Source organism: Proteus sp. CA142267, from assembly GCF_003336825.1.
Lineage (GTDB): Bacteria > Pseudomonadota > Gammaproteobacteria > Enterobacterales > Enterobacteriaceae > Proteus > Proteus terrae.
Genome location: NZ_QPMG01000001.1, coordinates 154,432 through 170,956 on the forward strand (window position 1 = coordinate 154,432; position 16,525 = coordinate 170,956).

15 protein-coding genes are annotated in these 16,525 nt (G+C 35.5%); 6 read left to right on the forward strand and 9 right to left on the reverse strand.

From position 1 onward, the window contains the following. Positions 1-107: 107 nt before the first annotated feature. Both C0T34_RS00705 and C0T34_RS00710 read right to left on the reverse strand, forming a co-directional pair. Positions 108-1,016, reverse strand: a complete 909-nt coding sequence (locus tag C0T34_RS00705) for an AEC family transporter (RefSeq protein ID WP_109849525.1) — start codon at positions 1,014-1,016, stop codon at positions 108-110. Between the two features lie 193 nt (positions 1,017-1,209). Beyond that, positions 1,210-1,695, reverse strand: a complete 486-nt coding sequence (locus tag C0T34_RS00710; RefSeq protein ID WP_098944080.1) for a GNAT family N-acetyltransferase — start codon at positions 1,693-1,695, stop codon at positions 1,210-1,212. A gap of 143 nt (positions 1,696-1,838) precedes the next feature. On the opposite strand from C0T34_RS00710, the gene C0T34_RS00715 reads away from it, so the two are divergent. From C0T34_RS00715 to C0T34_RS00725, 3 genes are read left to right on the forward strand one after another with little or no spacing between them, the layout of a single operon-like run. Continuing rightward, the gene (locus tag C0T34_RS00715; protein ID WP_098942738.1) at positions 1,839-2,948 is read left to right on the forward strand and encodes a 1-acyl-sn-glycerol-3-phosphate acyltransferase; all 1,110 of its coding nucleotides are present in this window, start codon (positions 1,839-1,841) and stop codon (positions 2,946-2,948) included. Beyond that, entirely contained in the window at positions 2,942-3,823 is an 882-nt protein-coding gene (locus C0T34_RS00720) for a phosphatase PAP2 family protein (RefSeq protein ID WP_109849526.1), read from the forward strand. Before C0T34_RS00715 ends, C0T34_RS00720 begins: the two co-directional genes overlap by 7 nt. After that, positions 3,807-6,320, forward strand: a complete 2,514-nt coding sequence (locus C0T34_RS00725; RefSeq protein WP_109849527.1) for a PEP/pyruvate-binding domain-containing protein — start codon at positions 3,807-3,809, stop codon at positions 6,318-6,320. The genes C0T34_RS00720 and C0T34_RS00725 overlap by 17 nt, the downstream gene beginning before the upstream one ends. Positions 6,321-6,395: 75 nt before the next feature. On the opposite strand, the gene C0T34_RS00730 is transcribed toward C0T34_RS00725, so the two are convergent. Continuing rightward, complete coding sequence (locus C0T34_RS00730; protein WP_109849528.1) at positions 6,396-6,887, reverse strand: hypothetical protein; 492 nt, start codon at positions 6,885-6,887, stop codon at positions 6,396-6,398. 276 nt (positions 6,888-7,163) lie between these two features. On the opposite strand from C0T34_RS00730, the gene catA reads away from it, so the two are divergent. Beyond that, positions 7,164-7,805, forward strand: coding sequence for a type A chloramphenicol O-acetyltransferase (gene catA, locus C0T34_RS00735; protein ID WP_098942732.1), 642 nt, complete (start codon positions 7,164-7,166; stop codon positions 7,803-7,805). Positions 7,806-8,246: 441 nt separating this feature from the next. On the opposite strand, the gene C0T34_RS00740 is transcribed toward catA, so the two are convergent. Then, the gene (locus C0T34_RS00740; RefSeq protein WP_109849529.1) at positions 8,247-9,386 is read right to left on the reverse strand and encodes an MBL fold metallo-hydrolase; all 1,140 of its coding nucleotides are present in this window, start codon (positions 9,384-9,386) and stop codon (positions 8,247-8,249) included. A gap of 263 nt (positions 9,387-9,649) precedes the next feature. On the opposite strand from C0T34_RS00740, the gene C0T34_RS00745 reads away from it, so the two are divergent. Next, the gene (locus C0T34_RS00745) at positions 9,650-9,853 is read left to right on the forward strand and encodes a hypothetical protein (RefSeq protein WP_109849530.1); all 204 of its coding nucleotides are present in this window, start codon (positions 9,650-9,652) and stop codon (positions 9,851-9,853) included. 46 nt (positions 9,854-9,899) lie between these two features. Here C0T34_RS00745 and C0T34_RS00750 read toward each other — a convergent pair whose 3' ends face one another. Beyond that, positions 9,900-10,118 carry an ogr/Delta-like zinc finger family protein gene (locus tag C0T34_RS00750; RefSeq protein ID WP_109849531.1) on the reverse strand — a complete coding sequence of 73 codons (219 nt, stop codon included), beginning with the start codon at positions 10,116-10,118 and terminating at the stop codon, positions 9,900-9,902. A gap of 111 nt (positions 10,119-10,229) precedes the next feature. On the opposite strand from C0T34_RS00750, the gene C0T34_RS00755 reads away from it, so the two are divergent. After that, a complete protein-coding gene (locus tag C0T34_RS00755) occupies positions 10,230-11,948 on the forward strand; it encodes an RNA-directed DNA polymerase (RefSeq protein ID WP_162556802.1) in 1,719 nt (572 codons plus the stop codon). A 29-nt stretch (positions 11,949-11,977) separates the two neighbouring features. On the opposite strand, the gene C0T34_RS00760 is transcribed toward C0T34_RS00755, so the two are convergent. The 4 genes from C0T34_RS00760 to C0T34_RS18430 are packed head-to-tail and all read right to left on the reverse strand — an operon-like array spanning position 11,978 to position 16,461. Next, complete coding sequence (locus tag C0T34_RS00760; RefSeq protein WP_109849533.1) at positions 11,978-13,075, reverse strand: phage late control D family protein; 1,098 nt, start codon at positions 13,073-13,075, stop codon at positions 11,978-11,980. After that, entirely contained in the window at positions 13,075-13,539 is a 465-nt protein-coding gene (locus C0T34_RS00765) for a phage tail protein (RefSeq protein ID WP_109849534.1), read from the reverse strand. Before C0T34_RS00765 ends, C0T34_RS00760 begins: the two co-directional genes overlap by 1 nt. After that, entirely contained in the window at positions 13,539-16,400 is a 2,862-nt protein-coding gene (locus C0T34_RS00770; protein ID WP_109849535.1) for a phage tail tape measure protein, read from the reverse strand. The genes C0T34_RS00765 and C0T34_RS00770 overlap by 1 nt, the downstream gene beginning before the upstream one ends. Next, positions 16,393-16,461 carry a GpE family phage tail protein gene (locus C0T34_RS18430; protein ID WP_244212977.1) on the reverse strand — a complete coding sequence of 23 codons (69 nt, stop codon included), beginning with the start codon at positions 16,459-16,461 and terminating at the stop codon, positions 16,393-16,395. The genes C0T34_RS00770 and C0T34_RS18430 overlap by 8 nt, the downstream gene beginning before the upstream one ends. Positions 16,462-16,525: the final 64 nt, after the last annotated feature.

Sequence of the window (16,525 nt, forward strand, 5' to 3'; positions counted from 1 at the left end):
AAATTCCTCTCAAATAATTAAATTATATTAAGAGAAGAACATTTTTATTGAAATTATTCTATAAAAAATCATCCAATATAAATTAAACAAGTCGTATTTCCTTGAAGTTATGGGATTAAAAAACTTAATACGATAGGCAATGTAATTGCAGCAAACATTGTCTGAGATGTAATAATTCCCGCCATTAACTCAGAGTCCCCCCCTAATTGACGAGTTAAAATATAAGAAGTTGGTGCTGTTGGAATAGAGAAGAAAATAACTAAAAGCATCATAACTAATGAAGATAGACCTAGAAAATAAGCAACGCTATACGCGATTATCGGTACTATAAGCAAACGGGTAACAGTGTTAATACCAATCATTTTGCTTTCTGCTTTTAGTGTTGATAGATGCAATGCTGCACCAATACAAATAAGGCCTAAAGGTAAACTCGTTGCAGCTAACAATTTCAAGAATTGATCACTACCAAAAGGAAGCCCAATCCCTGACAAATTTATTATGATGCCAATAACACAAGAGATAATTAAAGGGTTTTTTATGATAGGCAGTATCAGCTGACGCGAAGTCACATTTTGCCCTGCTGTTAAACAAAGTACCGAGGTCACATTTGATAGGGGAACTAGTGTTGCTAGAATCAAAGCCGCTATTCCCAAACCTTCAACTCCAAATAAATCAGCAACAATAGCTAAGCCTAGATATGTGTTAAACCGAATATTGCCTTGAACAATAGCACCAAAGCGACCAGCAGACCACCCTGTTATTTTTTTCAAGATAATGCATAATATAGTGACAATTAAAACGACAGAAAAAATAGTACCAGCAAGGTGAGGTAATTGTGGATCAGATAAAGGAGCATTTGCCAAGCTATTAATCAATAAGGCTGGAAAAAGTAAAAAATAGTTAAGTTTTTCAGCCCCAACCCAAAATGCAGGTTCAAACGTTTTATTTCTTCTTAAAATTGCACCTAGCGCAATTAACGCAAATAACGGCCATAACGTTAATAACACATTTTGCATAATATTTATCCCAAAGATACCGTGATACTTTACAATATCGCAACATCATGAGGATTGCTATTTTATCTTATTAATATAAAAGCTAATTCAAAAAATGATAAAAATAAATTTATACCGCATTTTAAGAAAAGCTTTTTTATTATTAGTCCATTATAAAAAAACCATCCTTTTAAGATCGTCGAAATACAAGCAACTAATCTAAATCAATGTACATGCGGTAACAATGTAAACTTGCTTTCGCTAAATCAGAATAATAATCATGCTCTTCTAATGCTTTAAAACCCTGTTTTAAATAAAATAATACTGCATTAGGTGTTGCATCTAAAAATAATTTGGATTGTCCTCTTTTAATTGCCTCATGCTTCAGTTGCTTTAAAATTAATCCTGCAAATCCTTTTCCCATGTATTCAGGTAATGTAAAAATGGCTTCAGCAAAACCCGTTTTAACATCTAAAAAACCCGAAGCAACAGGAATATTGTATTCTTGATAATCAATCACATAAAATGGATTATCAATAATAGCCTGCCGATATCCTTCAGGCATCTCATCAGGAGTCCAAGCGGCTAAAATCTCTGATGGATAAACATTCTCACAACCAAATCGCAGTGCTTGATTTCGTAAATACCACAACCTTTTGGCTTCCTGTGGTTCAGCGAGTCTAAGTTGAATCATACTCATTTCCATCTTATTCATTAGAATTAAGAGCCTCAAATTAGTAAAATGATTTATTCTAACAATGTATTTTAAATTTTAATTTTTTAGTGTTACTTTTTTTAAGAGCGTGATATGTTTTTGCAGAAGGAATAATGTAAGGAAATCTTATGCCTAATTCAATATTACCTTCTTCAATAAAAAAAACCTCCTCGTTTGTTGCGGGTTCTCCGCTCCCTTTTTATTATCAATGCATCTCAAGTGCAATTAGAGAAATCTACTTTTCCAAAATTTCACTTATTCACCATAATGGATATCAAGCTGAAAATACACATCCAAAGTTAATTCTATGTAGTCATCGGAACAGTGCTTTTGATGGCTACATTGCATTAAAGGCATTTCCTCAAGCTCAAGCTTTAGCATCAATTCAATTATTAAATAGTCGTTTAATGAGAACTTTTTTTACAGGTATTCCTGTAGTTAGAAAAAAGGATAGACAACGTTTAGGTGTAAATGCAAATACATTTTCAAGTCCTTCAGATGCTGCAATTGCGCATATAAAAGCAGGTGGAAACTTACTCTTATTCCCTGAGGGCAGTAGTGAGTGGGGTTTCCAGCCATTACCTTATCAACGAGGGGCAGCAAGAATTATTAGAACACTAATCAGTGAGGGAGTAGTTTTTGATATTATCCCTATGGGCTTGTTTTATATAGCCCCTGATAAATTCAGTTCAAAAGTTGAAGTTTATATTGGCGAAAATATTTTTATAAATTCACAAAAAGATAATTTGTCAACCAGAGAGTGGGAACAAAATATTCATACTGAAGTTTCTACAGCACTAAATAAAATTTCCGTTAATTGTCCAAACATTGATATTTTTGAGAAGGCATCAGCCTATGCTTTTAATAAAAATAAGGACGGTCATTCTTATGCTGAATCCTTTACTGACTATCAAAATAACCTATATCAATCAAATAATGACAATCAAAATATAGAAAAAAATTCTCAATCTTCTATATTACTTTGGCGTTATACTTCATTTTTATTTATGTATATTTTATTTCCAATATTATTATCGTCATTTATTGCATCTCGTTTTGCTGATGCCCGTAATACCATTAGCTTTTTCAAAATATTAGGAGGCGCAATAGCGGCTGCAATTTGGATCCCAATCTTAATCATGCTCCTATTCTTTTTCCCTATATTTATTGGTATAAGTTTAGCTAGTGCGCTATTCGGTTTTATCTTAATAAGGAAGAAAGGCGCTCAAATATGTTAACCATGAAAACCAGAGTGCTTTTTAACCATTTATTTTCTCTACAACTGTTTATTATTTGGGCATTAGGAACTTACGGAAGTTGGTTAACGAATGCAACAGAAATGTTGCCCCCCATATTTTTAGGCTCTTTTTTATGGGTAACACTCGTTTTTGTTGGGTACAAAACACAACAAGCAACCTCTTATTCTCGATTCTATTGGTTTGGTTTATTACAACTGATTGCTTGTTGGACTATTTTTCCTCTGTTTAAATCGATTCGCTATGGTTTATATCAATGGAGTTTTGATGATATTTTATATAAGTTAGATAAATTCCTATGGGTTGGAAAAAGCTTGCCAGAATGGACAATTTATTTACAGTCAGGCTGGCTAAGTGAATTTCTTTCTTTTTGCTATTTTAGTTTCTACTTCTTGATTATTGGCAGTGCCCTTTTCTTCTTTTTTAGCCGAAATAATATACTGACTAAAAACTATTTTTTCGGCTTAATGCTAATGTATTTTTTCGGCTTTATTGGTTACTTTTCTATCCCCGCAGCCGGCCCTTACTCTGCTTTTCCTTCTGATTTTAACTATCCAGTTTACTCTGGTGCCATGACATTATTTCTGACTGATCTTGTTAATAAAGGAATTACAGGAATGGATGTCTTTCCTTCATTGCATACTGGGATCACTCTTTATATTGTTGGTTTTTTCTATTTTTCAGGTTACCGAAAAACAGCGTATTGCTTATCTCCTATCTTAATGGGACTTGTTTTAGCAACTGTCTATTTACATTATCACTATGGCATTGATGTTATTGTCGGTGCTTTGCTTGCATCATTGGTGCTTTACATCGCTTGTAAAAATAATAAGGTCGAATATGGAACTCATTTATAAAATTAACGAGCCTATTGCTTCTGAAGTATCTATTAGTGGGGGTAAAGGCGCGAGTTTAGCAAAAACAATTCAATCACTGCCCGTCCCTGATGGCTTAATCCTCTCTTGCCAAGCTTACCAGTTATTTATCACCCCCTTACTACCTGAAATTAATCGCTTATTATCAGAAAAAAAGCAAGAAATTGAAGTCGTTAGTAAAAACATTCGTCATTTAATTTTACAAGCATCCATGCCAGAGAGCTTAATTCATTCTTTAAGTTCAAGATTAAATGAACTCCAATTAAATAATACCGCTTTAGCCGTAAGATCTTCCGGAACATTGGAAGATATGCCTGGAGCCGCCTTTGCAGGGCAACACGATACGGTATTAGGTATTAAAACTTTGCCTAATTTACTGGACGCAATTCGCCAATGTTATGCATCTTTATGGCACACGCACGTTATGCTCTATCGCCAACATTTAAATTTACCCCATACTCAAGCATCAATGGCAGTTGTGCTACAAAGAATGATTAACGTCCAAGAAAATGAAGCTGCAGGTGTGGCTTTTTCTGTTGATCCAGTTCAAGGCTCTCTTTCTACTGTATTAATTAATGCTGCGTTTGGATTAGGTGAAACTGTTGTTGCTGGTGAAGATCCTGTTGATGAATTTCTTATTGATAGAGAGAGTTTCACATTAAAACAAAAAACAATTGCTCAAAAAATAAATGCCATTGTTATGGTTGATAATGGTACTAAAATCTTACCACTTAAATCTGCTCAACAATCCATATCCTCGCTGACAGCAGACCAGTGTAGACAAGTGGCAGAACTTGCTATCTCAGCAGAAAAATATTTTGATTTCCCACAAGATATAGAATGGGCATTTCATGATGGAAAATTATGGCTTTTGCAATCACGTAATGTGACACAAATTGCCCCAATTTGGACAAGAGAAGAATCAGCCGAAAGATTTCCTAATCCTATCACGCCATTAACATGGGATATGTGTGAAGCGGGTTTTCATTCATCATTAAACTTTAGCCTTAATCTTATGGGACTTCCTTCATTTAATGGCAAATGGTTCGGGATGCAAGATTATTATATTTACGGCAACCAAAATGCGGTTTCCTTGTATAGTAATCGTCTCCCTACATCGATGATGAATGATTTGCCTACCCTGTTAAAATCTTTGCCTGAAATTGCACAAAAATTCAGTTGGGTACAGGAATTACCTATCACTTGGATGCGTGATTTAGATAAATATTTAATCTCTATTGGCGCATTGATGAATGAACCATTGCAGGATAAAAGTTTGCCTCAACTATGGGATTATGTGCAAAGAGTTAATAAATTAGGTGCTGATTACTTTTTACCTAACATTGCCATATCCTTGACTCAGCGCTCACTCTATTCTGCATTGATGGCATTGCTAAAACTCTTCTTTAAAGAAGAAAAATATGCACATACAGCATTCGACAATTTAATTGCTATGTCTGAAACTAAAACTGGACAAGTGAATACGGAACTCTGGGCTCTTTCTCGTTATGTTCGACAGCACCCTCAACTTCTCAAACTTATAACATCCATTATTCCTGAAAGTATTATGCAAGAAATTGAGGTATGTGATCCTCATTTTTACCAGCAATTTATCTTATTCTTAGCTAATCATGGTCATAGAGAATTAGATTTTGATGCATATCATCCTACTTGGTTAGATGCCCCACATATTGTATTAACTCAAATTAAAGCAATGGCAGATTTAACAAATGATAAACAAACAGATGATCCGTTAGGCAAAAAAATCCTACAGTCAGAAACTGAATTTTCAATTATCTCTGACGCCCCAGAAGAGTTGCGCTTTTTCTTACAAGAGATTATTCGATTAGCTCGTGTCTATACTGCACTTGATGACTTAGAACATTATCAAACAACTCGATTAGCCTTACCTATGCGTCGCGGATTAAAAGCGTTAGGAGAGCGATTAGTTATCCGTAGTGTTTTAGATTGCCCAATGGATATTTATTTTGCTAATGAACAACCTTTAGCTGATGCAATTCTTGCAGATAATCCTACTGAGTGGAATCAGTTACGTCATCATATCTACCAAAACAAAGCAGGATATCTAAAAGCAAAATCAGTCACACCACAATGGATCTATGGTGAAGATAGTTGTAATGAACTGAATACAAATAAGCATCAATTAAAAGGCTTAGCTGGTAGTGCAGGTATTATTGAAGGCGAAGTTTATCTTGTTTATGGCCCAGAGAATTTTGCCGAATTTCCACAGAATGCCATTTTAGTTGCAAGAACAACTAATCCTGCATGGACAGCTCTCTTTTATCGCGCATCTGGCATTATTACAGAAAGCGGTGGGCCATTATCTCATGGTGCGGTTACTGCTAGAGAATTGGGATTACCTGCAGTAATGGGGGTTCGCAATATCTTAAATATTTTAAAAAATGGGCAAAAAGTGAAAGTCGATGGACAAAAAGGCATAATTGAGATTTTATCCTAATAACTTGAAAATTATCACCGCTAGATCAGGAAAAGCATCTAAACGATGCTTTTCTTTTTTTATTTTACTGACTTTTTAACTATCCATTTTACTGTTGTTATCTTTCTCTTTTGAGACCTTATTAATATCAACTTTATAAGCAGATGGTGCAAGTAAAGCGACCAACCCAGTTATTAATAAAATAGCATATAATATCGTTAACATAGATGGTGCATTAAAGAGTAAATATGGTGTTAACAAGATAGGACTAACCGTTAAAATAATTGAAATAACAATAGGATAACCTATACCTATATCTCTTATTCGTTGAGATAAAATAAGCGTAAATATGTAGACTTGTATTATTAAAAACACTAATTCCATTAGGCCATAAGATGTGAAAGAGAATTGGTAGTAAAAATAATTTTCAGTAACCAACTCTGCTTTTTCGGGATAAAGTGATATAAACCATCGGTCTGCTAAGTTCTCTGCAATAGAGAAGAAAATTGTCCAAGCAATTTCTAGGCCTAAAAAAGAGAGTCTTCCACGTCTTTGTTGTTTCCATTGATAAGCAAGTTTAGCTTGCATAATAAATCCCTTCATTTTTAAAGTGTATCTCTATCTTTTTTATCATAATACACTTAATATTTATCTCCAAAATAATGGTATAACAATCTGATAACAGCACAAAAATACCTTCAAATTTTGATATTTAGTGTAACAATTGGCTCTTATTATTTTGCTTTTTTTGATCTAACTAAAATATTAAATATATAAGGAGCTACTATGCTACCTATTCAAACAACCCGTTTTGCCCTTCTTCGTTAAAAACAACCTTATTACTTAACAAGAAGGGCTTTAAAAATGAATTATGAAAAAATCAAATTAGAACAATGGAATAGAAAAGAACATTTCTTACATTATCGACATAACCTACAGTGTGGTTTTAGCTTAACAACTAAAATAGATATTACTATCTTGAAGACAGTATTAGCTAAAAATAATCTTAAGCTTTACCCTGCAATGATCTATTTAATTGCGAAAACAGTTAATAACTACTCTGAGTCTAGAATGACAATCAAAGATGATGAATTAGTTATTTGGGATTATATCAATCCCGCATACACAATTTTTCATCCAGAGACTGAGACTTTTTCAGAGTTATGGAGCGAATACGTTGAGGATTGGCGTTCTTTTCTAGAAGGATATAATCAAGACTATCAAAAATATAAAGATAATCTAAGTCTATCCGCTAAAGGTAATTTACCAGAAAATCATTTCTGCATTTCGATGATCCCATGGGTAAGTTTTGACGGATTTAATTTAAATATAGCTAATGCCAAAGATTATTTTCCCCCTATTTTTACTATGGGAAAATATACTCAACAAAATGACGAATTTTTATTACCAATATCTATCCAAGTGCATCATGCTACATGTGATGGTTTTCATATAGCTAGAATGGTTAATAAACTCCAAGAATTATGTGATGAATTTTCAGGTTAACTATATTGATTTTTAAATAAAAAACACCACTCTTTTATCAATTAAATAAAAGAGCGGATTATTATTAAAGCAACTCACTTGAAAACCAATAATTATCTAACTTGTTTATTGATCCATTTAATTTCTTCATTGGTGAATCGAATATTACTTTGTTTAATTGTATCAGTATCTAATTAGCTAATAACTTATGTACAAAAAAAGGCATCTTAAAAAAGATGCCTTTCCCTATAACCTATTGATTATCTTTGATTTACTTATTTTGCACTCGTACGAATCAAGTAATCAAAGGCGCTAAGTGAGGCTTTTAAAACCGATTTAATAGATTGATATAAAAGGATTTAATCAACGTCAATGTCCACATATTGACCACATTTCGGAAAGCCTCTTGCAAGAGAGGCTTTTTTATTTTGAATGCTTTTCAATATGTAATTGTGATTTAAGTTATCTTTCATCTATAAAAAAACGTAATATTGTTGATGGTTTTTCTGTAACTTCGAACAAAATACCAGCATTTTTTTCAATAAGCTTTCTTGTACATGGGCTAGGATGGCCATGCCTATTTTTTTCTCCATACGAGATAACAGAATAGATGTTATGTCTTTCGTTTATGTCTTTACTATAATTTTCAAATGAACCATGATGAGGTATTTGAATAGTACAAACAGAGTTATAATACTCTTTCAATCTATTCTTAATTAATTCCAATGCACCTTTATTTTTAGCCTCATAATCACCAAAATATATACAACTACTTTCATTCATTCCCAAAACATTTCTTTCAAAATTAATTTCATCTTCTTCGATTTCTTTTTCAGTGAGAGAAATATGATTAATTTTACTAAATGAATAATTATTTATACTAGAGCCAGAATACACCACCATTGAGTTTTCATTTGGACTATATGATAAATCTCTGAATGTGTTAATGACATTCTTTCTTTTATCTTTTCTACTCCAGACCTTAACAAAATCATCAGTATTTCTAAATTCAATATTTAACTTCTTAAGCTCTTCACTAAATACATGTGATCGAGATTTATCCTTATAATTAATAGGAATAAATATCCAATTAGGAATTGGAGAAGACAATATTTCACCACTATTCAGATAGTTATCTGGAGATACTTCATAATCATTGATATCATCTTCAATGATACTATCACCATAGTCATGTCTAACTAAAGTTACTTCTGTATCTATTGATATAGATTTTATTGTTTCAATAGGATCTAAAATTAATTTATTATCGAATAAGTTAATGTCTATTTTTTCATAATCGCCTTCATTACTTGTATTAAAAAGCTCAATTACTCGCTCATAAATATCATACTGAGGAATAAAAATACGTTTGACAGTATATTTTGAAAGTAAATATTCCAGTCCATTAATATGATCTCTATGAAAATGGGATATAAATAAAAAATTTATTTCCTCATTTATATCAAAATGATTACTTACATATTTTCCTATTCTCTTTTTACCATCTGTATCTGTGCCACAATCATAAACAAAGGTAAAATTATCAAATTCCTCTGTATAAAATGCACCTTGCCCAATAGGGTGAAATGTTCTTATCATCATATTTTTCTGTTCCAAATAAGATATTAATATCTATTTAGCGTACATGGATTTTAATGAAAATTAATAGACTCCTATCAAGATATTTAAATTTTATTATTAGTATTTGTATCTAATAGTAACAAAATAAAATTAGAAAAATTTAATGTTAAAAGTAATTTCGTACAAGTATATTGATAACACTCCATCTCCAACATGCAAAATTTATACTACAATAATAATTCTTCAACTTATCTCAAATAACCTTACTGACAGGAATATTTGTAATGAACAAAGTTATTATTTCCACCCTAATAATTACACTTCTCAGCTTGTTTTCAATAAATACTGTATCAGCTCAAAACTACCCTTGTTCTGGTAAAAAAGGCGGTGTATCTCACTGTGAGAATGGTAAATTTATTTGTAATGATGGAAGCACAAGTAAATCAAAACGAGTTTGTACTGATGAAAGTGAGACAAAGAAAAAATAGAACATTTCAGATATAAACAACGCCCGGAACACTCCGGGCATTTTCATCAAATCGCTAATGCCTGTTGGCAATACTTATCAATATGCGGCTCTACCCGTTCAATCAATTGAGGCTTTGAAATAAACCTCGTTACGGTTTCATGGCTGACGAACGTCGCACCACAATTGATATTCTGGCACTGATTATAACGTTCTTTGGTATCGGAAGATATTTGCTGACTACTGCGAGTATGCGCGGCGTGACCACAAACAGGACAAATCATCATAAACGGTTTACCTCTTTATGATGTGGAAATTACCTGTAATTATACACAGTTTTCTTAACTTGGTAATTAGAATAACATCTAATACATTATTTTTAATAATGAGATTCGATTGTGAATATTTTAGAAGAATTACTAACCAAAGGTTTTTTCCCAATACAACTCCCTCCTAATTTTAATTCAAATTCTTTTGGTAAAAATCATGAGAAAATAAATGTAGGTATCAACAAAATTTTTTCTGCTGATAATAAAAAAAATCCATACAAAGAATGGACAAGAACCGATAAATATAGTGTTGCTAGATCATCTTATTATAGGCGAACTACTAATATTTTAAATCCATTGAGTTATTTTATTATTGCTAAATTAATAGCTGATAACTGGAATGAGATTAATATTCATTTTAAAAAAAGTGATTTAAGTTTAAGTAAACCTATTATTGGTGAAAAATCCATAAGAGCAATAACCTTAACAAAATTTAGTCAATTATACGAAAAAAAAATCCTTGATTCATCAGGTTATAAATATGCATTAATAACTGATATATCAAGCTATTTCCCTTCCATTTATACTCATTCAATTCCATGGGCATTACATAGTAAAGAGGTATCAAAAAGTAACATAAAAGGACCCCTTCTATTAGGTGATAAAATAGACCTATATTGCCGTAACGCCCAAGATGGGCAAACTGTTGGGTTACCTATTGGTAGTGATACATCACATATTATCTCTGAAATAATAGGTACGGCTATTGATTTAGAGTTAATTAAACGATTAAGCACTTACCCTAAAGGTTTTAGGTATGTAGATGACTTTTGTTTATTCTTTACTAATAAAGCAGAAGCAGAAAAAACACTAGCTATATTAACATCAATTTTTAATAACTATGAATTAAATATAAATGCATCAAAAACAAAAATAATGGAAACAAAAGATTTAATTGAGGAATCTTGGAGATATGGAATAAAAAAATTAAAAATATCACCTGAGATAAAGAGCCAAAGAAATGATATTCATAATTTTTTCTCATCTATATTTACTTTAGAAAAGAAATATAAAGATGAAAGCATTGCTAAATATTCAATGAAACAACTTTCATCAAATATAATTAAGAAAGATAACTGGGATATTTTAGAGTCATATTTATTAAAAATTGCTTATGCATTTCCGAATACCATAGAAATTGTCTCTAGGTTTTTGGTAACCTATAATTATTTTAATTATAAATTAGACAAGCGTAACATAAAAAGATTTATCACGAGTTTACTTGAGGAGCATTCTAATTCATCTCATCATAATGAAGTATGTTGGTTGCTCTGGTTAACTAAAGAGCTAACTATAAAACCATATCAAAGAACTATCAATCAAGTTTTAGATATGGATAATAATATATCTCTTATTATTTTGTTGGATATGGTAAATAAAGAATTAATAAACAAAAAACACATCCCAGATGAATTATTGAGTAAGTTTATATCTACTGACGAGCTAAATAATTCCGGTTGGTTAGTAAGTTATGAAGCAGGAAAAAGAAATTGGTTAGGAAATGAGAATTTAGATTTTATAAAAAAAGATAAAGGATTTAAGTTACTATTAGAAAATGGAGTATCTTTTTATGATGAAAATACCCCCCCTCCCTTATTATTTAATAGAAAAGAATATGAAGTTCTTAATAGTTCTGAAACGCCTCTCCCTATTGAAGATATAAGCTTATTATTAAATAGTGATCATGATATATCAGAAGAATTTGAATTTAATGAACTTGATGAAGAGTATTTTGATAACAGTGAAAATATTTTTGGCGATAATGATAGTCCATTATATGATGAATAGTTGATCCTAAATAAGGAGTGCTATTTGGATCACTCCTTATCCATATCTATATCACTGCTTTTAACTTCTAATTCTAACGAGGTAGTAAATCCGCTATTGTTCAATGAATGACTCACCGTGACCAATGTCCAATAGGCTTCATCAATCTCAGGCTTAAACCCTCTCACTTGTACCGGCAATTCTGGAAAGAGATCCGCACGCCCTTTCGCAAGGGTAATACTAAATGAAGCAACGCCTCGCTGTATTTTTTCCCACGCGGCTTTCGCGGCACGTTCAGCATTGGTTTTACTCGCGTAAGTATGAGATAACACCATCACGTTACCCTCTTCACCAACAAGATATTCCCCTTGTTTCTCTTCTTCTTTTTTCGGTTTATCGGTAGTGGGTTTTCTGCGTCGAATTTGTGATTGTGTTTTTTCTTGCGGTTTACGGGTATTTAAATAATTGGCAGTCACGCCAGTATAAGCGCCCCTATCTACTAATGAAAAACGGTGCCCATCCCCCACACTCCGGGTGATTTGCACTAAAGGTAATGCTTGACCACTGGCGGTGGTGTTTCCCCCTTGCACCATAAACAGCAAATTGCCGTTTTTAACACAGGCGGTGGCACCGTTTAATTGCCCTAAGCGCGTTAAAAAACTGCCGTCTGACTCATTGGTCTGGTCGATATGTTCAATCTTCACTGTATCAAGACCAGGATCAACCACCGCCATGACATTATTACGCCCTGCAATGGTTCTGACGATATCGCCTAATGTTTTTTGATGGTAAGACATTTCACGGCGAACATTGAGTGTTGCCCTAAAATCCGCACTACGAGCGCGCAATGTCATTTTATCGGGTACACCTGAATGCTCTATCTCATCGACCGTAAACGAGCCTTTATGAATAAGATTTTCACCCTGCCAACCAAGATGTAAGGTTAATACCTCACCCCGTTTTGGCATCATTAATGCGCCGTCAGAATCATCTAACTCAATATCAAGCCGGTCAGCTTCAAAGCCCCGATTGTCCGTTAATGAAAGCGAAATTAATCGCCCTTGAATTTTGGCACTGATATCTTCATCACCGGCAATTAACACGAAAGCCGGTGTGCTACTTTTACCGGTGATCATTTCTGGCAACATTATGATAAAACCCCATTCATCGCTTCACCGGCACCGTTCGCCATCATGCCTAATTGGTCGCTTAAATCTCCCAACATCTGACTGATAGAGTCATCAACACGCTTTAATGTCAGCGAGAAATCAATTTTTCTGGCGGCACCGTCTTGGAAAAATTCGGTGTGAGTGCGTTGTAAATCGGTGATCACAAACATGCCGTGAATGGTGCCCGTACCATCAATAAACGACCACGCTTTACCGCTATCCGCCATTAATTCCAATGCCAACAACGACACTTTACCGCCGGTTAATGAGGGATAAAGCGCCCCCGATAAAGTGATCACATCGGTATCAGGGCCAATAAATTGTTGTGCCGGTCGGCGCGCGACACGTTGAGTAAAACCATGTCGCCATGTTTGTTGTTTTTGTAGGGATTGATAAGGTACAGTGCGTAACTCAAACACAAATACCCCAAGTGCTGCCATCATTACCACACCTCACTGTCTTGATAACGGCTATTTAATCGTGCTTGCTTGTCACGCTCACGGCGTTCTATTTCAGCAATAACAAGCTGTGCAATATCTTGCGCGGATTGGTTTGATTGAGGATGAATATTAATTTCATAATGTGCCGGCGCACCTTGATAACGTTGATGTTGAATATTCACATTAGCCGGTGCCGGGCGATAGTTTTCAACTGGCAAACTGTGCGGATGCAATGGCGCATTTTGTGCCTGTAATGAAAAGGCACTGCCTAGCGATAATGCGGCTGTCGCTAACATCGCGGTGTGTTTACGACTGGTGATATTTGCAGGGCCTTCGACAATTTCAGGGCCATTTTCACCGGCAATACCAAACTGACCACGGGGAATATAACCGCCTGAATCATACATACCGGCAAAATTACTGTTGTAAGAATCTAACGCAGACTGCACTTTCGGATCGGAGGTTTTAGCAAACTCCGGTGTCAATGCTTCTTTGGCGGCGGTTGCCAATTCTCCAATGCTATTTTTAAAGTCCGTCCATTTATTTTTTATTCCCTGAATAATGGAATCAATCAGGTCGCTACCAAACTGTAAAAATTTAGCTGGTAACGCTTTGGTGTCTTCGACAATCTCATCCCATTTAGTCGATATCGTTGTTTTAAGGAATTCCCATTTTTCTTGGGTGTACTTAACGATTTGATCCCAATTGCTATAAATAATCCCCGGTAAAGTTTGTGTCATGAAAAAGGTTTTAATGCCTTCCCAAATACCTGAAATTACAGATTTAACAGACGCCCATGCAGTTTTGGTATAGCCGACAATACTATCCCAATGTTTTGCAATTAAGCCCGGTATTGTCCAGTTAAAGAAGATATATTTAATCCCTTCCCATACTTTTAAAATGGTCTCTTTTAATGCTTGCCATGCGATAGCGGTACGCTGTTTAACAGACTCCCACACCTTGGTGACATACGGCTCAATCTTATCCCAGTTTTTATAAATCAGATAAAATGCGCCGGCAATAGCGGCAATAGCTAACAAGATAGGGTTAGCTAACATGGCCTTACCCAACCATAAAAATGCACTGCCTAATAATTTAATTGGTTTTAATAACAGTGTTAACGCGCCACCGCCTTTAATGCCTAAAATTGATAGGCTTAATTTCGCAGCAGCTAATGGCCCCAACATGGCAGCAATGGATAACGAGAGCACACCAAGTGTGGTAATAATGCCTGCAATGGCTAAGCCAACCATAGTCAGTGTTTTAGCCAACTCAGGGTTTTCTTTCATCCACACACCGACATTAGAAATCACACGGGTAATACTTTGTGATATCTGACGCAACGGGCTATCAATGCCGTCAAAAATCTGAATGCCTAAATCTTCCCATGCAGATTGCAGGTTTTTCATATCCCCGCTTAAGTTGTCCGTCATGGTACCCGCGACTTTTTGGGCTTCGCCTTTGGCTTTCTTCAAATCAGCAACAAGGGTTTGCAACTCCCCTTTACCCGCCTGTTCGGCAAGCACCGATAACGCCGAGAAAGCTTCTTCACCGGCAATATGTTTAAAGAATCCCGCCCGTTGCGCATTACCCATATTGGCGGTTTTCTTATCCAACTCGGCTAATAATTCAGGGAAATCACGTAAGTTGCCTTTGGCATCACGGGTTTTAATACCCAGTTCTTCTAATGCTTTAGCGGCCATTTTCGGCGGTTCGGCAAGACGCCCTAAAATCGCGCGTAATGAGGTACCCGCCATTGAGCCTTGAATACCTGCATCCCCTAACTTACCCGTTGCGGCGGCTGCCGTTTCTAAGTCAACCCCTAAGCCTGACGCCACCGGTGCAACATATTTCATGGTGTCGCCAAGCATGGTTAAGCTGGTATTTGAACGGGTAAAGGCACCGACTAACACATCACTCACTCGCCCCATCTGATCCGAATCGAGTTTAAAGCCGGTTAAAATATTGGAACCAATATCCGCCGTAGTACCTAAATCAATATCACCCGCCAGTGACATTGCCAGTGTGCCCGGCATAGCATTTTTAATTTGCTCAGGCTTAAAACCCGCCATGGCATAGAATGCTTGACCTTGTGCCACTTGGTTGGCGGTAAATGCTGTGGTTGCGCCTAGCTCTCGCGCTTGTTCACGTAACATCTTAAATTCATCAGAGTTTTTATCTAAGCGTGTTAATGCCTGCACTTTTGACATACCGACATTAAACTCGTACCCCGGCATTAAGGTTTGTTTCGCGGAATACAACATACCGGCACCGGTTGCCGTCATGGTGGCACCAGCACCCGCCATTTTATTACGCACATCAAGCGTCTTTTGATACTGCGATTTAGCCGCCGCCATGCGCCGTTCTTGTTCAGCACTGCGCCTTAACTGGTTTTCTTGCCGGCGGAGCTGTTGCGTGGTGCGTTCAATATCACCATTAAGTCGCCGTTGTGCTTGACCGAGTTGATTAGTCGAAATGCCATTGGCTTGTAATGCTGAGCGCTGTCGCTGTGCCGACTGCTGTAATTGCTCATACTTGGTTTTGAGTTGCCCCGCTTCCCGTTGCGCTTTTTTAAACGCCTCTAACTGTTTTTTAGTAGGGTTTTCACTGTTGGCAATTTCTTTGACGAGGGTGGCAACACGTTGTGTGGCGGATTGGTACGCTTGCTGTGTAGAGGTTAATTGCTGTTTAATTTTGCGAAAGCCGTCAATTTGTGAGGCTTGTTGATTCAGTGTTTTTAACGAGTCACGCGACTGGCGCACAGCGGACGCCAGTCGTTTATTGCTTTCTTGCGCACTGCGAAACGGTGCGGTTAATTTATCAACCGCACTCAGTACAACTTGTAATTTTAAGTTATTACTCATCCTGTTGTCCGCTACGTTTCGCCGCTTGATAGCGCCATGACAATAATTCTGAAAGGCTCATTTTGCCGGTGTCTGCCGGTGACCAATGAAAAATGACGGCAATATCTGCCGCCAGTTCATCGGTG

Bases quoted from the DNA above. Each gene is read 5' to 3' on its own strand.
- C0T34_RS00705 (WP_109849525.1), bottom strand. From the start codon at position 1,016: ATGCAAAATGTGTTATTAACGTTATGGCCGTTATTTGCGTTAATTGCG.
- C0T34_RS00710 (WP_098944080.1), bottom strand. From the start codon at position 1,695: ATGAGTATGATTCAACTTAGACTCGCTGAACCACAGGAAGCCAAAAGG.
- C0T34_RS00715 (WP_098942738.1), top strand. From the start codon at position 1,839: ATGCCTAATTCAATATTACCTTCTTCAATAAAAAAAACCTCCTCGTTT.
- C0T34_RS00720 (WP_109849526.1), top strand. From the start codon at position 2,942: ATGTTAACCATGAAAACCAGAGTGCTTTTTAACCATTTATTTTCTCTA.
- C0T34_RS00725 (WP_109849527.1), top strand. From the start codon at position 3,807: ATGGAACTCATTTATAAAATTAACGAGCCTATTGCTTCTGAAGTATCT.
- C0T34_RS00730 (WP_109849528.1), bottom strand. From the start codon at position 6,887: ATGCAAGCTAAACTTGCTTATCAATGGAAACAACAAAGACGTGGAAGA.
- catA (WP_098942732.1), top strand. From the start codon at position 7,164: ATGAATTATGAAAAAATCAAATTAGAACAATGGAATAGAAAAGAACAT.
- C0T34_RS00740 (WP_109849529.1), bottom strand. From the start codon at position 9,386: ATGATGATAAGAACATTTCACCCTATTGGGCAAGGTGCATTTTATACA.
- C0T34_RS00745 (WP_109849530.1), top strand. From the start codon at position 9,650: ATGAACAAAGTTATTATTTCCACCCTAATAATTACACTTCTCAGCTTG.
- C0T34_RS00750 (WP_109849531.1), bottom strand. From the start codon at position 10,118: ATGATGATTTGTCCTGTTTGTGGTCACGCCGCGCATACTCGCAGTAGT.
- C0T34_RS00760 (WP_109849533.1), bottom strand. From the start codon at position 13,075: ATGTTGCCAGAAATGATCACCGGTAAAAGTAGCACACCGGCTTTCGTG.
- C0T34_RS00765 (WP_109849534.1), bottom strand. From the start codon at position 13,539: ATGATGGCAGCACTTGGGGTATTTGTGTTTGAGTTACGCACTGTACCT.
- C0T34_RS00770 (WP_109849535.1), bottom strand. From the start codon at position 16,400: ATGAGTAATAACTTAAAATTACAAGTTGTACTGAGTGCGGTTGATAAA.